15 protein-coding genes are annotated in these 16,108 nt (G+C 61.8%); 4 read left to right on the plus strand and 11 right to left on the minus strand.

Annotated features, from left to right (window positions below; genetic code table 11):
- The 3 genes from QZ634_RS00260 to QZ634_RS00270 form a co-directional block, all read right to left on the minus strand.
- Positions 1-2,871, minus strand: coding sequence for a site-specific DNA-methyltransferase (locus tag QZ634_RS00260; RefSeq protein ID WP_291984541.1), 2,871 nt, complete (start codon positions 2,869-2,871; stop codon positions 1-3).
- A gap of 2 nt (positions 2,872-2,873) precedes the next feature.
- Positions 2,874-5,966, minus strand: coding sequence for a BPTD_3080 family restriction endonuclease (locus QZ634_RS00265; protein WP_291984543.1), 3,093 nt, complete (start codon positions 5,964-5,966; stop codon positions 2,874-2,876).
- 353 nt (positions 5,967-6,319) lie between these two features.
- Complete coding sequence (locus QZ634_RS00270; RefSeq protein WP_291984545.1) at positions 6,320-6,565, minus strand: hypothetical protein; 246 nt, start codon at positions 6,563-6,565, stop codon at positions 6,320-6,322.
- Positions 6,566-6,639: 74 nt separating this feature from the next.
- On the opposite strand from QZ634_RS00270, the gene QZ634_RS00275 reads away from it, so the two are divergent.
- Together QZ634_RS00275 and QZ634_RS00280 are read left to right on the plus strand one after the other, a co-directional pair.
- On the plus strand, positions 6,640-7,197 hold the full coding sequence (locus tag QZ634_RS00275) for a hypothetical protein (RefSeq protein ID WP_291984547.1): 558 nt from the start codon (positions 6,640-6,642) through the stop codon (positions 7,195-7,197).
- Positions 7,198-7,243: 46 nt separating this feature from the next.
- Positions 7,244-8,119 carry a restriction endonuclease gene (locus tag QZ634_RS00280; protein WP_291984549.1) on the plus strand — a complete coding sequence of 292 codons (876 nt, stop codon included), beginning with the start codon at positions 7,244-7,246 and terminating at the stop codon, positions 8,117-8,119.
- Positions 8,120-8,366: 247 nt separating this feature from the next.
- Here the strand turns inward: QZ634_RS00280 and QZ634_RS00285 are convergent, their stop codons facing one another.
- From QZ634_RS00285 to QZ634_RS00315, 7 genes are all read right to left on the minus strand, one after another.
- On the minus strand, positions 8,367-9,074 hold the full coding sequence (locus QZ634_RS00285; protein WP_291984551.1) for a hypothetical protein: 708 nt from the start codon (positions 9,072-9,074) through the stop codon (positions 8,367-8,369).
- A gap of 61 nt (positions 9,075-9,135) precedes the next feature.
- Positions 9,136-9,273 carry a hypothetical protein gene (locus QZ634_RS00290; RefSeq protein WP_291984553.1) on the minus strand — a complete coding sequence of 46 codons (138 nt, stop codon included), beginning with the start codon at positions 9,271-9,273 and terminating at the stop codon, positions 9,136-9,138.
- Positions 9,274-9,298: 25 nt separating this feature from the next.
- Positions 9,299-9,721 carry a hypothetical protein gene (locus QZ634_RS00295; RefSeq protein ID WP_366145342.1) on the minus strand — a complete coding sequence of 141 codons (423 nt, stop codon included), beginning with the start codon at positions 9,719-9,721 and terminating at the stop codon, positions 9,299-9,301.
- Positions 9,718-10,068: a hypothetical protein gene (locus tag QZ634_RS00300; RefSeq protein ID WP_291984555.1), complete on the minus strand. Its 351-nt coding sequence runs from the start codon at positions 10,066-10,068 to the stop codon at positions 9,718-9,720. Before QZ634_RS00300 ends, QZ634_RS00295 begins: the two co-directional genes overlap by 4 nt.
- Before the next feature lie 107 nt (positions 10,069-10,175).
- Positions 10,176-10,529: a hypothetical protein gene (locus QZ634_RS00305; protein WP_291984557.1), complete on the minus strand. Its 354-nt coding sequence runs from the start codon at positions 10,527-10,529 to the stop codon at positions 10,176-10,178.
- Between the two features lie 390 nt (positions 10,530-10,919).
- Entirely contained in the window at positions 10,920-11,174 is a 255-nt protein-coding gene (locus QZ634_RS00310) for a hypothetical protein (protein WP_291984559.1), read from the minus strand.
- Position 11,175: 1 nt separating this feature from the next.
- Positions 11,176-12,150 carry a ParM/StbA family protein gene (locus QZ634_RS00315; protein WP_291984561.1) on the minus strand — a complete coding sequence of 325 codons (975 nt, stop codon included), beginning with the start codon at positions 12,148-12,150 and terminating at the stop codon, positions 11,176-11,178.
- 507 nt (positions 12,151-12,657) lie between these two features.
- Here QZ634_RS00315 and QZ634_RS00320 point away from each other — a divergent pair.
- Both QZ634_RS00320 and QZ634_RS00325 read left to right on the plus strand, forming a co-directional pair.
- Positions 12,658-13,941 carry an SPFH domain-containing protein gene (locus QZ634_RS00320; protein ID WP_291984563.1) on the plus strand — a complete coding sequence of 428 codons (1,284 nt, stop codon included), beginning with the start codon at positions 12,658-12,660 and terminating at the stop codon, positions 13,939-13,941.
- Complete coding sequence (locus QZ634_RS00325) at positions 13,938-15,377, plus strand: hypothetical protein (RefSeq protein ID WP_291984565.1); 1,440 nt, start codon at positions 13,938-13,940, stop codon at positions 15,375-15,377. Before QZ634_RS00320 ends, QZ634_RS00325 begins: the two co-directional genes overlap by 4 nt.
- A 261-nt stretch (positions 15,378-15,638) precedes the next feature.
- Here the strand turns inward: QZ634_RS00325 and QZ634_RS00330 are convergent, their stop codons facing one another.
- Complete coding sequence (locus QZ634_RS00330) at positions 15,639-16,025, minus strand: helix-turn-helix transcriptional regulator (RefSeq protein WP_291984567.1); 387 nt, start codon at positions 16,023-16,025, stop codon at positions 15,639-15,641.
- Positions 16,026-16,108 lie beyond the last annotated feature (83 nt).

Genomic DNA, 16,108 nt, shown 5'->3' on the forward strand with positions numbered 1-16,108 from the left:
TCACTGAACCTTAAACACTTTCATCACCTCATCCCCCAGGTGATTGATCACCTTCACCGCGATCCGCCCTGATTTCGGTTTGTCGAACGGCCGTGAGGTGTCGCTGTTCAGGGTCGCCCAGGCCTCCGGGTCGATCTCGGCCTTGAGGGTTGTCTTCAGGGACTTGTAGGGATCGTTGGCGCCGAGGAAGTAGGCGTGGCGGACGAAGAAGCTTTCTTCGTTGTAGTCGGTGTCGATGAACCAGCAGGCGATGCCGTCGGCGCCGTGGCTGATCACTTCGCCGGTTTGCGGTTTGAAGACGTCGACGCCGTTCACTTTCAGGCGCAGCTTGCCGTCTGGCTCGGGGAGCAGGGTGATGTCCGGTTCGCCGAAGATCACGAAGAGGTTGCCCTTGCCAGTGTTCTTGAGGTCCTCGGCCATGTGCAGATCGGCGTTCATGCGCGCCTTGAGCACCGGGATGCGGCCGAGCTTGCTGAAATCGGTGGCATGCGCCTCGTAGTTGAAGGCGCAGGCGATCAGCACGTCGAAGCCGCCATCGCCCGCCTCACGGGCGGCGGCGACGAGGTCGGCGCGCTGGACGGTGCCGAACTCGGGGCCGATGAAGACCGCCGCGCGCTTCTCGCAGCCGCTTTCGGCATTGCCTTCCAGGTAGCGGCCTTCGGCGCAGACCAGATCGCCGGGCCAGAGGGTGAGGGCGGTGAAACTGATCCGGCCCTCCTTGTGCGCCTGCTGCACGCCGGCGGTCTTGAGGTTGTCGAGGACCATCTGCGGGAATGACTGTTTCGCCGCGTAGTCGGCGTGCTCCTGATTGAGCGTGTCGATCAGTTCGTCGTCCTCGTCGACACCGAGCACGCGGTGCGGGCTGAGGCTTTCGACGGTGAACGGGCCGGCGACGCGGACCGTCTTCCGGTCCTCGTAGGGCTTGTCGTAGAGCGTTTCGAATTCGGCCTTGGCAGCGATGGAAGCGTCGATTTCCTGCTGCCGGGCGATGCGCGCCTGCCACCAGTCGGCGTGCAGCTTCTTCGTTGTTTCCGGCCATTTTGCGTAGTCCTTTACGGTTGCTTCGCGCGGGATCTCCCACTCCTGCCAAGACTTGCCGATCGCCGCGTTCAGTGCCTCGCGCAAGGGTTCCAGCCTCGCCTGCCACTGCTCCCAAATGACATCGATCTCGGCGTTTTTTGCAATGGAACTAAGCATGATGTGCGGCACGCGCTCATAGACGAAGCCATGGCGGATGTCGCCACGCACCGGTTGCGAACTCGGTGTGCTGCGCGTGACTTCGGCTTCCTTGAGCTGACCAGTGCGGGAATCGGCAAGCAGGTAGAAAGGATAGCGCGCGCCCATGACGCGGGCGCGGGCCAGCGCCAGTGCGACGCGAGAGGTATCAATGGTGATCCAGCGGCGGCCCCATTGCTCGGCGACGGTAGCGGTGGTACCGGAACCGCAGGTTGGGTCGAGGACGAGGTCGCCTGGGTCGGTAGCCATGAGAATGCACCGTTGGATCACTTTTTCCGAAGTTTCGACGACGTATCGCTTTTCAGAGGCGAAGCCCGCAATACCGGTATCGCCCCAAATATTGCTCTCCTGAAATGCAGCGAAATCTTGGAAATAGCGGACGTAATAAAGACCCTTGCTCGTTGAGCTGAGGCGAGACGCAGCTTTGAGTCTTCCCATTCCTTGCTCGTTTGTTTTCCACCGAACCTTTTCCGAAGGGCGAAGTGTCTGACCCTCGAACTCCACGGGGAACCACGATGCAGCGCCTTCACCCTTGTCGCGGCCAACACTTTGACTCGTGAGGTTATCGATACGGAATAGGCGCGAGCCAGCTGGCAGATTCCGTTGTCCAGAAAATTCCTCAAGTGAAATCACTCTTTCAGCCAAATCGGGCAGGCGCACTCGCTTGTATGCACTTCCCCCAGCGCCACCGATTTGTTTCACAGTTAGCAGTTGGTGATACTTGAGGTGCTCGCGTGACTTTGCGTAGAAGACGAGAACATCGTAGGTGCCGGACAGAAATTCAGACGTTGCACTCGCTGTCTTCGAGAACACGATTTGGGAGATGAAGCTTTCAGCTCCGAATACTTCGTCCAAGAGTGAGCGGATGAGGTGGCAGTTCTCTTGGCCAATCTGCACAAAGATCGATCCCGACTCGGTCAGCAGATCGCGCGCAATCGTGAGCCGGTCCCGCAGGTAGGTCAGGTAGCTGTGTATCCCGTCGCGCCAGGTGTCGCGGAAGGCTTTGACCTGCTCGGGCTCGCGGGTGATGTGGTCGGCCTTGCCGTCCTTGACGTCGCGGCTGGTGGTGCTCCACTGGAAGTTGCTGTTGAACTTGATGCCGTATGGCGGATCGAGGTAGATGCACTGCACCTTGCCGCGCAGGCCTTCGCGCTCGGCGAGGCTAGCCATGACCTGCAGCGAGTCGCCGAGGATCATGCGGTTGGTCCAGTTCTGGTCGTGCTGGTAGAACTCGGTCTTGTCGGTCCCGGTCGGGATACCGTTGAAGTCGGCGAACAGGTCCGGCGTAATCTGCCCGGCCTCGTGTGCGCGCTCCCTGGTGCTGCGCAGCAGATCGTCAATCAGCACCTTCGGATGCACCTTCTCCTGGATGTACAGCGGTGGCGCGTGGACGACGAGGTCGCTCCAGTCCTGCTGGTCCTTGCCGCGCCAGACGAGCTGCGGGTCGAGGTCGCGATTTCGGTTGGATTTTTCGTCGCTGTCGCCAGCGACGTTGCGCGGGTAGCGTATCTCTTTCGGTTGCTGCTGCTCCCTCTCCAGTATTGGCTGGCACTCCGCCGTCGGGATGTTCTTGCGCCGTGCCTCGTCGTGCTTGAGCGCTTCGACGGTCTTGATGGTCGTTGTTCTGGTGGCCATGTTTATTGCTTCCCTGTCGCCGCTTGTTCTGCAGCGGAGTCGATCATCTGGTTGAATTCGCTTTCGACCTTGGCGGCAAAGTCGGCCTCGATCTGGTACACCTCGGTGAATTCGGCGAAGGCCCAGCGGCCATGGCTGCCGAGGTGGTTCACGCCGGGCACCCAGTAGGTGTCCATGGTCGATTTCTTCTCGACCGCATCCTCCCGCCGGTAGCCCTTGATCTCGACGACGAGGTGCAGCAGATCTTCCTCTCCGTGGCCGTCGTCCACCAGCACGATGAAGTCGGGCAGGTACTTGCGCGTCTCCGAGCCGTAGCGATACGGCACTTCCAGACCCAGGCCGTGGTTCTTCGCATAGGCACGCACCTTGGGGTGCGCTTCCGCCACCCGGCAGAATTCACCTTCCCAATCGCTGTCGAGCACTACCCAGTTGATGTGGCACGAGCGGGAACACGTCTCCCAGCGGTCCGCCTTCGAGGTGTTGAAGCGAACGTGACTGGTCGAGCCGGTGGGGTTGTAGGGGTCGAGCAAGGCCTTGATCGGGCGCTCGCCGAGGAACTTGCGGGTGATCGCGGCGGTGATCTTGTTGCAGGCCATGTCGGCCAGTTCCTGATACATCAGCTGCGCCGGGTAGGTGCCACCCTTGCAGACGAGATACTTGCGCTTCTCGTCACCATCCAGCCATTGCTTGGTGATCCGCTTCAACTGGCCGAACAGGTGGAGTTTAGGGTCCTCGCCGGGGTCGCGCCATTTGGTGTACAGCAGCCGCTGGGTCAGGTGAAAGAGCAGGGTGGAAGGTCGCATGTCGCCAAGGTGCGCAACGGTGAGGTTCACTCCCTCGCCGATGATGCCTTCGTTGCGGTTTTCGGTGGGTCCGGTCAGTTCCGGGGTAAGTTCCAGCACCGACTCTTCGTTGAAGTCGGCGGTCAGTCGCTCCTCCGGCAACTCGACCCGGTAGCCTTCGACGCGCGGAAAGCGAATCTCCAGCGCGTCGCGTTCCGGTCGGATTGCCTTGACCTGCACCGTTTCGCGCGGTGGTTGCGGGGGCGCAATGACCGGCTTGGCGGTGAAGTCGAAGGGGATGCCGAAGACGTCTGCGTACTCGACGTTGAACAGCCCTTCCTCGTTGAGGTCGTAGGACTGACGGCGCAACGCGCGCCCAATCACCTGCTCGCACAGCAGTTGGGTACCAAAGGCGCGAATGCCGAGGACGTGGGTGACGGTATTGGCGTCCCAACCCTCGGTGAGCATCGACACCGAAACAACGCAGCGGATGGCGCCGCCCAGTTGTCCCTGCTTGCCGACGGTGTTCATCACCTCGCGCAAGAGTTCCTGGTCCGCGATGCTGGCGCCGGCATTGGCGTCGCCCGAGCGCTCGACGATCTCGCGCCGAAAACGTTCGATTTCGTCGGCCGCCATGCCACGGAAGTTGTCGTCGAGGGCATCGCCAGCTTCCAGTTGCTCGCTGTCGATGAGCAGGGTATTGGGCCGTGGCAAGGGGTTGCCGGTGATGTCGTCGAAATTGCGAAACAGCGCCAGGCGGCCGTTTTCGAGCGTCGTGGTGCCATCGTCGTTCTTGCGATGAAAGCCAGAGACGAAGTCATAGACCAGTTTGGAAATGGCGGTGTTCTGGCAGACGATGATGAAGCAGGGCGGCACGCGGATGCCGAACTGCTGCCAGAGCCTGTAGGTCTCTTCGTAGTGGCCATAGAGCGCCTGCAGGGCGGTTTGCAGGCGAACAGGCAGCTTGAGCGGGTCGAGGTCCTCGCTCTGCCCACGGCCCTTCTTGGGCATTTCCTTGCCGATGTGTGCCCACAGGTTGCGGAAGACCGGCAATTCGTCACCGGTGATGTTCTGTGCGACCGGGACGCGCGGCAGCTTGACGATGCCGCATTCGATGGCATCCATTAGCGAAAAATCGCTCATCGTCCATGGAAACAGTGTGCCCTCGACGTAGCCGGAGCCACTGAGGAAGAAGGGGGTCGCTGACAGGTCCATGACCCGGGCAACGCCCAGCTTGCGGTTGACCGCTTCGAGCCCTGAAATCCACAGGCGGGCGGCCTCGTTGTTCTTTTCGGCCTCCTTCTTTTCGTCGCCCTTCAGGTCCTCTTCCTCGGCGTCTTGCGGCTTCTCGCGGTAGCAGTGGTGTGCCTCGTCGTTGATCACCAGGATGTTCTTCATGCCCATCAGGTCCGGCATCACCCGCTGCACCATCTGGCCTTCGTTTTCCAGCGTCTGCAGCTCGTCGCCGGTGCGGCCCTGGAGCAACTGACGCCCGCCTTTGGACACCGCGATGCGTTCGCGCAGCTTGAAGGCGTGGAAATTGGTGATGACGATCTTGGCGCGATTCAGTTCGTCGAGCATGTCGCTCGGTACCAGTTCGCGATCTTTGTAGTAACTGTTGGGGTCGTTCGGCTGCAGGACCCGCAGGCGATCCTTGATGGTCAGACCGGGCGCACAAATCAGGAATCCGCGCGTGAAGTTCTTGCTGCCCGGGCGCCTGACCGCGTTGACCGTCTGCCAGGCGATGATCATGGCCATTACCGTCGTTTTGCCCGCCCCTGTGGCGAGCTTCAGTGCCAGCCGCATCAGCAACGGATTGGCGTCCCGGTTGGCCGCCGCAAGATGTTCGAGAATGCCCTTGCCGTACTTCGATTGCGGTGCCACTTCGGCGAGCCAGATCGCGGTCTCCACCGCTTCCACCTGACAGAAGAACGGACGAATGCCGCTGAACTTGTGATGGCGCCAATGTTGCAGCAAGCGTGTCGTCTCCGGCGTCACCTGCCACTGGCTCGGATTGGGCAGGGCGCGCCAGGCGTCAACATGGCCACGCACCTGGTTGATGATCGACGTCGGGTCGTACTGCTGCTGCTTTGTCGACAGCCCCTTGCCATCATCGAAAACGAAGGCCTGCTGCGTGCTCTTGGTAGCGCTCTTGCGCTTCTTGGGCTTGGGGATCGGCGTGATGAACTGCGCGCGCCGCCGCATTTCCAGAGTCTTCTGCGTTGGTTGTCCGGTCTCGTCAAGCTCCCAGTGTTTCAAGGGGCACTCGTACGGCGAATTAAGGATCGGGTGGTCGAAGAACGGGTTGGACATGGTCAGTACCGGTCGGGGCAGCCACTGGTCAGGACAGATTCGCCCCGCTCCCTTGCATTGCGTTCTGGCCGCGTTGTAAGGAGCGCGATCACAACATCCGCTGGAACAACGCAGCTGGCCCACATCTTGGTTATGCGACGGTGCATCGATTGTGTTGCAGGGGATGTGTCTTGGCAGTATTGACTGCCTTTTCTTTTCTTGGCGCCAGTAGTACTGGTCCCCATTAATGTACTCGAATGTTCTAGGCAATCCAAAACAAAATGATGCCAAGATATTTGACAGCCTGACGAGGTTTCGCGCCCAGTTGCCGGTGGACGCCTCCGACGCGAATCTCCCGCAATGGCAACGGAATCTCAGGCAGCAGACGACAACGCGATTTTTATTCGTTTCAGGCCACTACCCACAGTTTCGGCCAGTTGAACCAAGTTTGGATCGTCGGAAGGTTGCTCTACCGTCCATTCGCAGAACGACGCCATGAGCGAAGCCCTTTCGATGGAGAGCTTTGAGGCCAGCAAGCCAGACTCAATGATCGGGATCAGAGCTGCAGCGGCTCTGAGACGATTGATTTCCGGGGATGGTGGCGGAATCTGGTTCGGCATGCCACTATTCTAGCCATGGCTGGGACAAAACATGGGGAATTATTCAACAATTCTGGCCTTTCCCAGAGCATGAAATGAACAAACTGCTAGCAACCATCGCCCTCGGGGTGTTTGCCACAACCGCTCATGCCCAATATCGATGCGTAGAGAATGGGCGCACGCTACTCACCGACCGCCCCTGCACGGCTGAAGAGGGCCAAAGCGACCAGAAGCCCCAAGACAAACCGAACAACGTCTTTGGTGACGCTGCCAATTCAGCCTACACGACAACCACGGGAAGTTGGCGAGGCCAAACACAGTATCAAGCAACTGTCTCTGGCGCGGTTTCCCCGGAGGCACATGCCGTCGTTCCGATGACCATCGAAATTGACCCGCAGGGCAAGGTGATGGGTTCGAGCCCGGAAAACGGCTGCAAGTTGAAGGGAATTGCTACGCCGGGGATGCTGGCAACTACTGCAACCCTTGACGTGACATTCTCTGGATGTACTTACACCGGCTTCAATCGTCGCATGTCTGGGAGGCTGGCTATCTATGCTGCCAAGAAGTATGCCCAGCTCAGCCTCGCTGCTTATTCAATGGGTGTAGGCAAGATTGCTGCAAAGTTTGACATTCGCGCAACGATGCGAAGATAGCCGATAGGCTTCATGGACTGGGTAGGAACGCTGACAGGAATCAGTGATGGCCAGAAGAAGAAATAGCAGCGTCTTTGAAGACCTGTTCGGAATTGCTGCAGCGCTTCCGTGGTGGGTCGGGAGCATCTTGGCTGTCGTCGCCTACGTGATCCTGCACAGGTATGCGTCTATGGATGTACCAACCAATGTGGCTCCAGGGCAGATCGGGCAGATGGCCGTCGGTCAAATGACCAAGGCGCTGGCCCTTTACGGCCAATACATCGTCCCGCTGCTTTTCTTGGCCGGTGCAGCCGCATCCTTCTTCGGACGACGCAAACGTGAAGGACTCGTCCACGACACTGCTGGCGACAAGTCCGGTGCTACCCTGCGCGCCTTGAATTGGAGCGACTTCGAGTTACTCGTCGGCGAAGCCTTCCGGATGCGTGGGTTTTCAGTGGTTGAAACTGGCGGCGGTGGTGCCGATGGAGGGATTGATCTGGAATTGAGGAAGGGCAGCGAGGTATTCCTCGTGCAGTGCAAGCAGTGGCGGGCGTACAAGGTTTCGGTCAATGTGGTGCGTGAATTGTTCGGCGTGATGGCATCGCAGGGCGCCACCGGAGGCTTCGTTGTCACGTCGGGCACCTTCACACCAGATGCGCGCTCTTTCGTGGAAGGGAAGAATATCGAGCTGATTGATGGTTCGGCGCTCAAAGCCATGATTGATCGGGTTCGTGCCGCCCGACCCGAGATGGCATCGCCCCGAGCAATTCCAGCCAGCGTGCAGACGCCTGGACAAACTCCCACGGCTTCAGCAGAGCCAGCCTGTCCCCGTTGTGGCGGCCTCATGGTAAAGCGCATTGCGAAACAGGGGGCGAACGCGGGAGGCGCCTTCTGGGGATGCATGGCTTTTCCAAAGTGCCGAGGCATCAAGACGATCGAATAGCTTCGTTTCCGTGATCGGCGTATGCCGACGCCAACAGCACAGAGCTACGCCGCGCGACCGATTCCGAACTGAAACCTCCGAGTGTCCAGACTGCCACAGCAGCGAACTGCACAAGAAGCTGTCGGCTTTTGCCGCCGTTACCAGCACGGCTTCGAGTGCCGCCGGTCTGCCGAGCCCCTGCGGAAGTTGCGGCCACCCCGAGGGTCCGGGGGCCTGTCATTTTCAGTGACAGGGCGCGATTTTCTCCTCAGCCTTGACCATCGTCTGCGGACTGGCGACGCCTGGAACGCGAATCACCCTTGGCGTCATCGGGAGAGCGTTTGTCGCGCCCAGACCTGCTTCGCTCGGGTGACGGCCCGGCATCCGGAGCCGAACGGCTTTGCGGCCGAGCGGCATTGTCGCGCTCCGGGCGAAGTGCCGGATTGCTTGCGGCCGGCCGCCCCTTGTCGCGTGGCGCATAGCCGAGAGAATTATCGCGCTCGACAGAAGGGGCAGGCCGTTGCTCGCTCCTTGGCTGCCCGTTCCGGGAGTTATGAGTATCCCCATCCCACTGCCGACGCGGTGGGTTATCCCGTTCCGGCCGGGGCATGGGTTGCGCCTCCATGCGTGGCGCTGGCGCCGGTCGGGGCCGCGCATCGTTTTCCCAGCGGCCGCCGGATTGACGCCAGGAGTCGCCACTGCGTTCCCAGCGATGCGGCACCCAAAGGTAACCACGACGAGGCGCTTCCCAACGGCCGGGCACCCACGCGTAGCGGGCACCACCCCAGCCCCAGTAACCCGATATCCACACGTAGTCGGTAAACGGCGGATAGCCCGGGTACTCGTACTGCGGCGGCGGTGGCGCAACCCGCACCGCTTGCCCGTAGTAAGGGCCCGGCGGCCCGACGACGCAAGCAGTCATCAGCAGCGATGCCACCATCGTCAGCCCGACAATCAATGATCCGTTCTTGTTCATGGCCTCACTCCGGCAAAGTTGGGGGTCACCGCTCCCGTCCCGGAGCTGGTTGCCGGTGCGACTATCCAGCTCGCGATGTTCGGGAGTGGACGGTATTGATGAAGCCGGGTTGGCCGATGCTTACCGAGACGCCAAGGTCGGCGGGCAGCACGGGGGCGGTGGAGACGATCAGTGCGACGGCGACGAATAGACGTTTCATGCGGGTCCGGTGTATGTCGATATCTTCAAACAACGCGCGAACGCCTTATCGCGATGACCGGGAGCCCACCTCGCTGCCCCGACCACTCCACCGGAAATGGCTGCATTAGATGTTTCAGCGTCAGGGTCGCAGGCTGCTTTCCCGCGAGAATGGCTTCCACGATGTCTGGTGCCAGCAAGGCCAGCCGAATGGCGCGACTCACGAAGGAAGGTCCGATGCGTTCTGCTTTGGCGATCTCGTCCAGACAACCGTAGGTACCGTTCTCCAGCAATTTCTGCCAGCGAAATGTCCGCGCGACCGCCTTGATCATGGTGTTGTCGATGGTCGCCATCGGCATCGGGTTGCCGTGCGTTCCATCGGGCAGAACGATTACCTTGCGCCCACCGCGTTTCTTGAAGGTCATCGGTACTACAACGGAGACCACTTCCACGCTGTTCGTAACCATCATGCGGCTTTCTTGCCTTCAGGAATCACGGACAGGATGAGTTCCCGCATGCCTGCCGTTTTCATGTCAATCCTGAGACCCGTGGGGCTGACGGTTACGCGCTCCACCAGCAGTTGAATGATTCTGGCCCGCTCGGCCGGAAACAATTCATCCCACGCCGGTTCGATCGATTGCAACGTCAGAATGGTTTCTTGCTCATCGGCTGTGGGATCAAGGGCCACCACCTCACGGATGGCCTGGGACATGACCTCGGGTGCTTGCAGCACTTTCCTGACTTGTGCAATCACCGCCGCTTCTACTTCTCCGGCTGGAACACGGGATATCGAGCAGGCGTCCTTGCCGATCTTCATCGAGGCGGTATTCACATGGCAGGGATCCCGCCCGTCCCTCCGGAAAATCACTGTCGCCACAATCGCGGGCAGACGGCAGGACACTGCCTGGGCGTCCGGACGGTTCCTCAGCAGGTCACGTGCAGGACGGCATTGACGTCGTCGGCTTTCATCCGTTCCAGCTTGCTGCAGACTTCCGGGGTCGGCAGCGCGACCACCTCGATGCCCTTCTTCTCGGCGGCGGCATAGACAGCGGGCATGATTGGCAACGCGCCGTACATCCCCGTTCCGATGTACAGCCGTTTCCCGTGCCAAGGGATGGCTTCGTCGGCGGAGAAGGGCGTATGCCCATAAGCTGCGCGATAGGTCTTTGAGGGCCCCTTCGTTCGCTTTCGGATGCTTCCCTGTTCGATGACGAGATCGTAGTCGTAACGCGCGCCCTCAACCTCGATCGTGCCAAAACGCAGCATATTCATCTTCATCGCTGGTGCTCCTTGGGAGGAATGTACTTCCAGTATAGGTAACCAAGCCAAGCCAAGCAGCGAACGTCTGCTGCGCTTTCTGTTGGGCAAACACGGAGCAGTCCTGTCCCTGTCCACAGAATGCGCTGGCAACCCTGTGGGTAAGCGGTGGACAAACGGTGGAAAGCCGCCTTCGACCGGCCTCCGCCAAGGGAAACTTTCCACTGCCCGGGAATTAGGCGCTGCCAGCAGCGAACAGGGCAGCGCGCGGGCTCGGTCGAGAAGCGTGGGCAAATTCCTCCCCAGTACTCGAAGGCCTGCGGGAGCACGGTGAAGGTAGGGCGCCGGCGGCCCCATCGAGGCCTTCTGTGAGCCGCTCATCGCGGCAGAATGCCTTGATGCTCCTCGGGACTACAGTCCCTGAGTCAGCTTGCGAATGATCGTGTTCGCTGACTTCTTTCGATCGGCTGCGCCTTCCTGCGTCGGGTCCTGCAAGTTCGATGACGCATGACCTCGCGACGGACCGTGACGCAAATCCCTCAAGCCGATCATCGCCAGCACTCTGAGCCGTTCCGCCCGCGCTCGTGTCGCGACGGTACCAAGGTCGGCAAGCAACTCCGGGTAGGTGCCCGTCGGGATCTTCACCACGATGCGCAGCGACGACATCTCAAGCACCCATCCGCCAGAACCCGCGCACGTTCGCAAAAACCGGCGCCTCCGTCGTCGACACCTTGAGCTGTGGGAAGGCGTCCTTGATCGCCTCCTCAAAGAATCCCGCGCCGCCGCCTACCAGCAGCACTAGGTCAGCACTCGCGTTTTCCTTTCGAAGCGATTCTCGCAACCGGGTGGTGACGATCGGCCCGACCTTGTCGGCAGCCTTCTTCACGTAGGGTGCGATTTCGACCCGCTCGCCGAGAAGACGGACCTGCGCGTGTCCCTTGCGGAGCGTGTGCTCCAGGCGTTCTCTGCCTACGTTGCCCCCAAAATCCTGTGCGATCAGGCGAACGGCTTCATCAAGGATCACCGAAGACGCCTCCAGGCTCGTGCCACACGACTGGCGCCGCAGCTCGCCATTGCTGATCAGGAGCCAGTCGACCGAGAAAAAGCCGGGGTCGACCACCAGCACCCGGCTATCCTCGATTTCCGAAGCATCCGGCAAACCCCAGACGTAGTCGACGAACCCTCCCACGGGCTGCGGGACGACCTTGACCTCGCTCACGGTGACCCTTCGCCGCGGCGTGATCTGGTGCTCTCCCCGCATCTGCCCGGCCAAACGCTCGCGCAACGCAGGATCGAGATACTGATTGACCGGAAGCCCGGTAACAACCCGATCGATCTGCTCCAATTCGGAAAGCAGAAGCCCTGCATGGAAGAGGGCGCGATAAGAGGCCGTCGACGGGTAGTCCTCGTGCAACTCGCGACTCCATAGCTCGGCGCGATCCGGCGATAGACCGGAGACAAACGGTTCCCCGTTCACCAGCACGCGCAAGAAATCTTCCTCGCCGTCGCTGGCGATCTTTTCTCCGAGCCGATCGGCGGGCGCAGCGCCGGCGGGTCGCAGCACAACCCGGGGTTCGCCACCGGGGTCTCCGCAGGCCAACTTGAGGTTGGAATAGCCGATATCGATTCCGAGAACTGTCATCTCAGGTCTTCTCCTGGGTCACGTCATTGACCACCGCGCCCGGAACTGGGCAGCGAAGCCTGGCAGAAGCGCTGCAGGAAACCTTCAGGCACACAAGAGGAGCGTTCAACGTTCCTTCGCGCGTTCAGTGCGCCGCCAGTGCACCTGATGCTATGGAAACGGTCGGCCCAGCAGGATTCGAAAAGCGACCAGAAAAGACGAATTTCGCCGAGGCAGGGGAGGCTTCTTCAGCGGCCAGCCGCCTGCACACGCCGCAGATTCCCCCGCTTGACGGGCACGTTCAGGGCCCGGTTGTGAAGATTTGTTCACACCCCTGAAGAAATGGGGACGTCCCGGTAGAAAAGCCGCCGGCCCGTTACGAAACTGCCCCCGCACCGCCTTTGAACCCTCCACGGCACTTGGACGACCATGGATTCCATGCCGAACCGGGGTGCGGACCGATCTTCCCGACCCCACGGCGGGGCAGTGACCCCTTCCGTCGAAGATCATCCTGTGGGGAGAAACATTATGTCGGAACAGCTCACCAAGATCGCTCAAAGCGTTCGCAGTGCCCTGGGTTACTCGGCTGCCGGTGTGGGTCGAGTGGCGACCAGTTGCGGCAGCGCCATCCGTCATCGCGCCGTTGGTCTCATCGCCTTCAGTGTGCTGGCCGCCAGCGGTTACGCTCTCTACACCAATCCCCCGGTGCAAAGCATTGGCCGCGGTGAAGTCGGCATCCGCCTCAACCAGTTTACCGGCGGTTCGGTCGAGGTGCGCGAAGGCGCAGCGCTTGTCGTCCCCGGCTTGCACCAGCTGCGCCGCTTCTCGCTGCGCGACCAGGTCTATCGCCCGATCGATGGCCTTGAAGCCAGCGGCCCGGCGCCTTTCCAGTCGGTGGAGGGGCTCTCGCTCGGCATCGACATCGCGGTGCGCTACGCGCTTGACCCGAAACAGATCGCGGCCATGGCCAGGAACCTGCCCGAGGACCTCAACGGTGAGATCGTCGAGCCGGTGGTGCAGGGTGTCCTCTACAAGACCCTGTCCCGCTACACGGTACGCGAGATCTTCTCCAGCAAACGCCAGGACATTCAGGAGTCCATCGAGCGCGAACTGAAACCCCGCCTGGCGGCCGACGGAATTGTTCTGGAATCGGTGACCCTGGGCAAGGTGGACCTGCCGCGCGACTACCGGGCGGGCATGGAGACCCTGCTCGCCGAAGAAATCGCCAGCGAAAAAATGCGCTACACGCTGGAGCTCAAAGACAAACAGGTCAAGCAGAGCGAACTCGAAGCCCTGGCCCAGAAAGTCCGCCGGGAAACCGCCGCCGAGGCCGCCGGCCAGGAGCAGATCATCGCTGCCAGGGCACAGGCCGAAGCGATGAAACACGTCCTGCCCTTCAAGCAGAAACAGATCGAGCAACGCGGGCTTGAAGCCGAAGCCGAGAAAGTGAGCCGCATCAAGCGCGCCGAAGCCACCGCCCAGGCACGTCGCATCGAGGCGGCCGGCGAAGCCGATTCGCGCCGGCAGCTGGCCGACGCCGAAGCGTATCGGCAGGATCGCATGGGAAAGGTCGCCAGCGAACAGCTGGCCCGTGACGGCGCGCTGATCGACAAGCATCCGCTCCTGATCCAGAAAACGATGGCCGACAAGCTCTCCGACAAGATTTCGGTGATCATCGCGCCACCACCCCGCGACGGCGGCTTCATCGGCGCCGCCCTGCTCGGTAGCAGCCGAGTGACGCCTGCGCCATCAGGACGCTATGAGGTGTCGGACGGTCGAGCAGCGGACGAGCGTTTCGAGGGAGGGCAATGATCATGCTGGCCACCGCACTCACCATCATCGCCATCGTCACCCAGGATCAGGCCGGCCTGCGTGCAGCCCCGCGGGAAAGCGCCGCCCAGCACGCCATGCTGTGGCAGGGTGACAGTCTGGAAATTCGTGGCGCCAAGGGCGATTACCTGCAGGTCTACGACCATCGCCGGGAACGTGCCGGCTACGTTCGCGCGAGCCAGGTTCGGCCGCAGTCGCTGAAACCGGAAAACGCGCCCGAACTGCTTGCCGTGGTCCGTTTCCTGCGCGACACCCCCGGGGCGGAAGCCCTGGGCATCAGCTATGCCGCCGCCTATCTCAAGGCAGCGCCGGCGGCAGCCATTGATGGTGAGGTGTTCGACGCGCTCGGCACCTTCGCCGAACGCCTCGCCCGAAGCGCCACCTCGCGCCAGGCGAGGAGACCCGACAGCGCCGTTGGCGAGCATCTCGAAGTCGCTGCCGCTTACGGCGTGACCATGGTCAGCGTCGAGCGCGACGACCAAGTCCAGCTCTGCTACGACGGCGACGCCTTTCGTCGTGTCCTCGCGCTACCGGCGACCGATTTGCAGAAAGCCCTGGCGGCGCTGGCGCTGACCCGTCACGACTGCGTATCACCGAGGCTGACGCCGGTCGAGCGGTTCGCCCTCGACAACTGGCGGGCCGAAGTGCTGGACCGGATCGACACGTCCCAGCTCCCGGAGGTCCTCAAGAACCGCCTGCACTTGCGCAAGGCCGGGGTCTGGGCAAGTCTCGCCTGGCAACGGGCGAGACGGTCCGAACTCGGCACCGCGGCCGTTGCCGAGGCAGGTAACCGCGCGGTGGACGAACTGGCGGCGATCAACAAACACGAGTTGGCGGAAAGCGATGCCGCGACCTACAGCGATGCCGCGATTCGTGTGGGCGCTTCGCGCTGGGCCGCCGAGCCCGGGCTACCCTTCGACGCGATCAAGGCGCCGGTCGGTCTCGGGATCGTCACCACTGCCGGTGAGCCAGGCGAGACCTGCGTTCATCTGGTCGATGCGCGACACGACGTGAAGAACCCGCTTCTCAAGCGCTGTACCTACGGCATCGTCTGGTCGGCGTCAGCTGTCGCCCACCCCGAGGGTGCCGCTCTGACCCTGGCCGTGCAGCCGCTCGACACCTGGCGCGAGATGTGGGTCTTTCGCCAGGAACCGAGGGGCTGGACCCTCGATGTCGTACCGCCGGCGACCGACACCCCCGACCTTGCCTACGTCGAATTCGCCGGATGGGTGCCGGGCCGCACGAAGATGCTCGCCGCCCGTGAGGCGAAGGTGGACGGCCGTTACAAGGTCAGTTTCGAGTTGCTGAGCGTGTCCAGCCTCGAAGTCGAGCGCTGGGCCGACAAACCGACCTCGCTGTCGGCCTTCTACCGGTGGCAAGCGCCGACGTGGAAGGCGCGGACAGTGAGCATTCGCTGAGCTTTTCTGGTGGTGCCTCTGCGTTGGTCCGCAGGTGGGGTTCCGGGGCATCCTCCTTCAGACGATGGGTCGCGGACCCAACTGGTTGCAGTCCATCGCCTGCTGGACGTCGTCAGGCTTGAGTCTTGTTTGTTGCGCTGAATGGCGTTCGTTCGGTAGAGGGGGATGACGCTTCACTTGCCGGAAGCGGGAGCAGGCACTCCGCTGATCGGCGAAAGGGCGCGGGTTTGCGGATAACCGCGGCCGAAGGCCTCGGGGGGGCTATTCCCGCCATGGCGCGTTGATACCGGTCGACAGATACGGATAAGGCGGCAGGTGTTCAGGTGTCGCGCGCGCGCCCTGGGCTTCGAGGACGGCCTTCAGGATGCCTTCGAGCACAACGGGGTCGAGTGCCGGTGTTTGTGGTCCTTCGGCATCGCCGGCTCTGCCAGATGCTGTGCCGTAGGCCGCGAGGACTTGGGCCGAGACGCGTCGGCCGCGTCCTGTCGCGAGCCAGTCAACGGTAACGCCGTCGGCGACGGCAATGGCCAGCGCCTTGTCCAGCGGTGGCATTCGTCCGTCGTTGAGGTACGTCCGGAGCACGGAGTCCGCGATCCCGCACTTTCTGGCAAAGGCCGCCATGGAGTGGTGTCCGATGAAGAGCTTCAAACGGGTCCAATCGCGCTCGATTCGACTTGAGGAATTGACAGGCTCTCGTGCACTCGATCGGACGTCATTCCATCGGGTGGCGA

The organism is Candidatus Accumulibacter sp. ACC007, assembly GCF_907163205.1.
Taxonomy (GTDB): domain Bacteria; phylum Pseudomonadota; class Gammaproteobacteria; order Burkholderiales; family Rhodocyclaceae; genus Accumulibacter; species Accumulibacter regalis.

Bases quoted from the DNA above. Each gene is read 5' to 3' on its own strand.
- QZ634_RS00260 (WP_291984541.1), bottom strand. From the start codon at position 2,871: ATGGCCACCAGAACAACGACCATCAAGACCGTCGAAGCGCTCAAGCAC.
- QZ634_RS00265 (WP_291984543.1), bottom strand. From the start codon at position 5,966: ATGTCCAACCCGTTCTTCGACCACCCGATCCTTAATTCGCCGTACGAG.
- QZ634_RS00270 (WP_291984545.1), bottom strand. From the start codon at position 6,565: ATGCCGAACCAGATTCCGCCACCATCCCCGGAAATCAATCGTCTCAGA.
- QZ634_RS00275 (WP_291984547.1), top strand. From the start codon at position 6,640: ATGAACAAACTGCTAGCAACCATCGCCCTCGGGGTGTTTGCCACAACC.
- QZ634_RS00280 (WP_291984549.1), top strand. From the start codon at position 7,244: ATGGCCAGAAGAAGAAATAGCAGCGTCTTTGAAGACCTGTTCGGAATT.
- QZ634_RS00285 (WP_291984551.1), bottom strand. From the start codon at position 9,074: ATGAACAAGAACGGATCATTGATTGTCGGGCTGACGATGGTGGCATCG.
- QZ634_RS00290 (WP_291984553.1), bottom strand. From the start codon at position 9,273: ATGAAACGTCTATTCGTCGCCGTCGCACTGATCGTCTCCACCGCCCCC.
- QZ634_RS00295 (WP_366145342.1), bottom strand. From the start codon at position 9,721: ATGATGGTTACGAACAGCGTGGAAGTGGTCTCCGTTGTAGTACCGATG.
- QZ634_RS00300 (WP_291984555.1), bottom strand. From the start codon at position 10,068: ATGAAGATCGGCAAGGACGCCTGCTCGATATCCCGTGTTCCAGCCGGA.
- QZ634_RS00305 (WP_291984557.1), bottom strand. From the start codon at position 10,529: ATGAAGATGAATATGCTGCGTTTTGGCACGATCGAGGTTGAGGGCGCG.
- QZ634_RS00310 (WP_291984559.1), bottom strand. From the start codon at position 11,174: ATGTCGTCGCTGCGCATCGTGGTGAAGATCCCGACGGGCACCTACCCG.
- QZ634_RS00315 (WP_291984561.1), bottom strand. From the start codon at position 12,150: ATGACAGTTCTCGGAATCGATATCGGCTATTCCAACCTCAAGTTGGCC.
- QZ634_RS00320 (WP_291984563.1), top strand. From the start codon at position 12,658: ATGTCGGAACAGCTCACCAAGATCGCTCAAAGCGTTCGCAGTGCCCTG.
- QZ634_RS00325 (WP_291984565.1), top strand. From the start codon at position 13,938: ATGATCATGCTGGCCACCGCACTCACCATCATCGCCATCGTCACCCAG.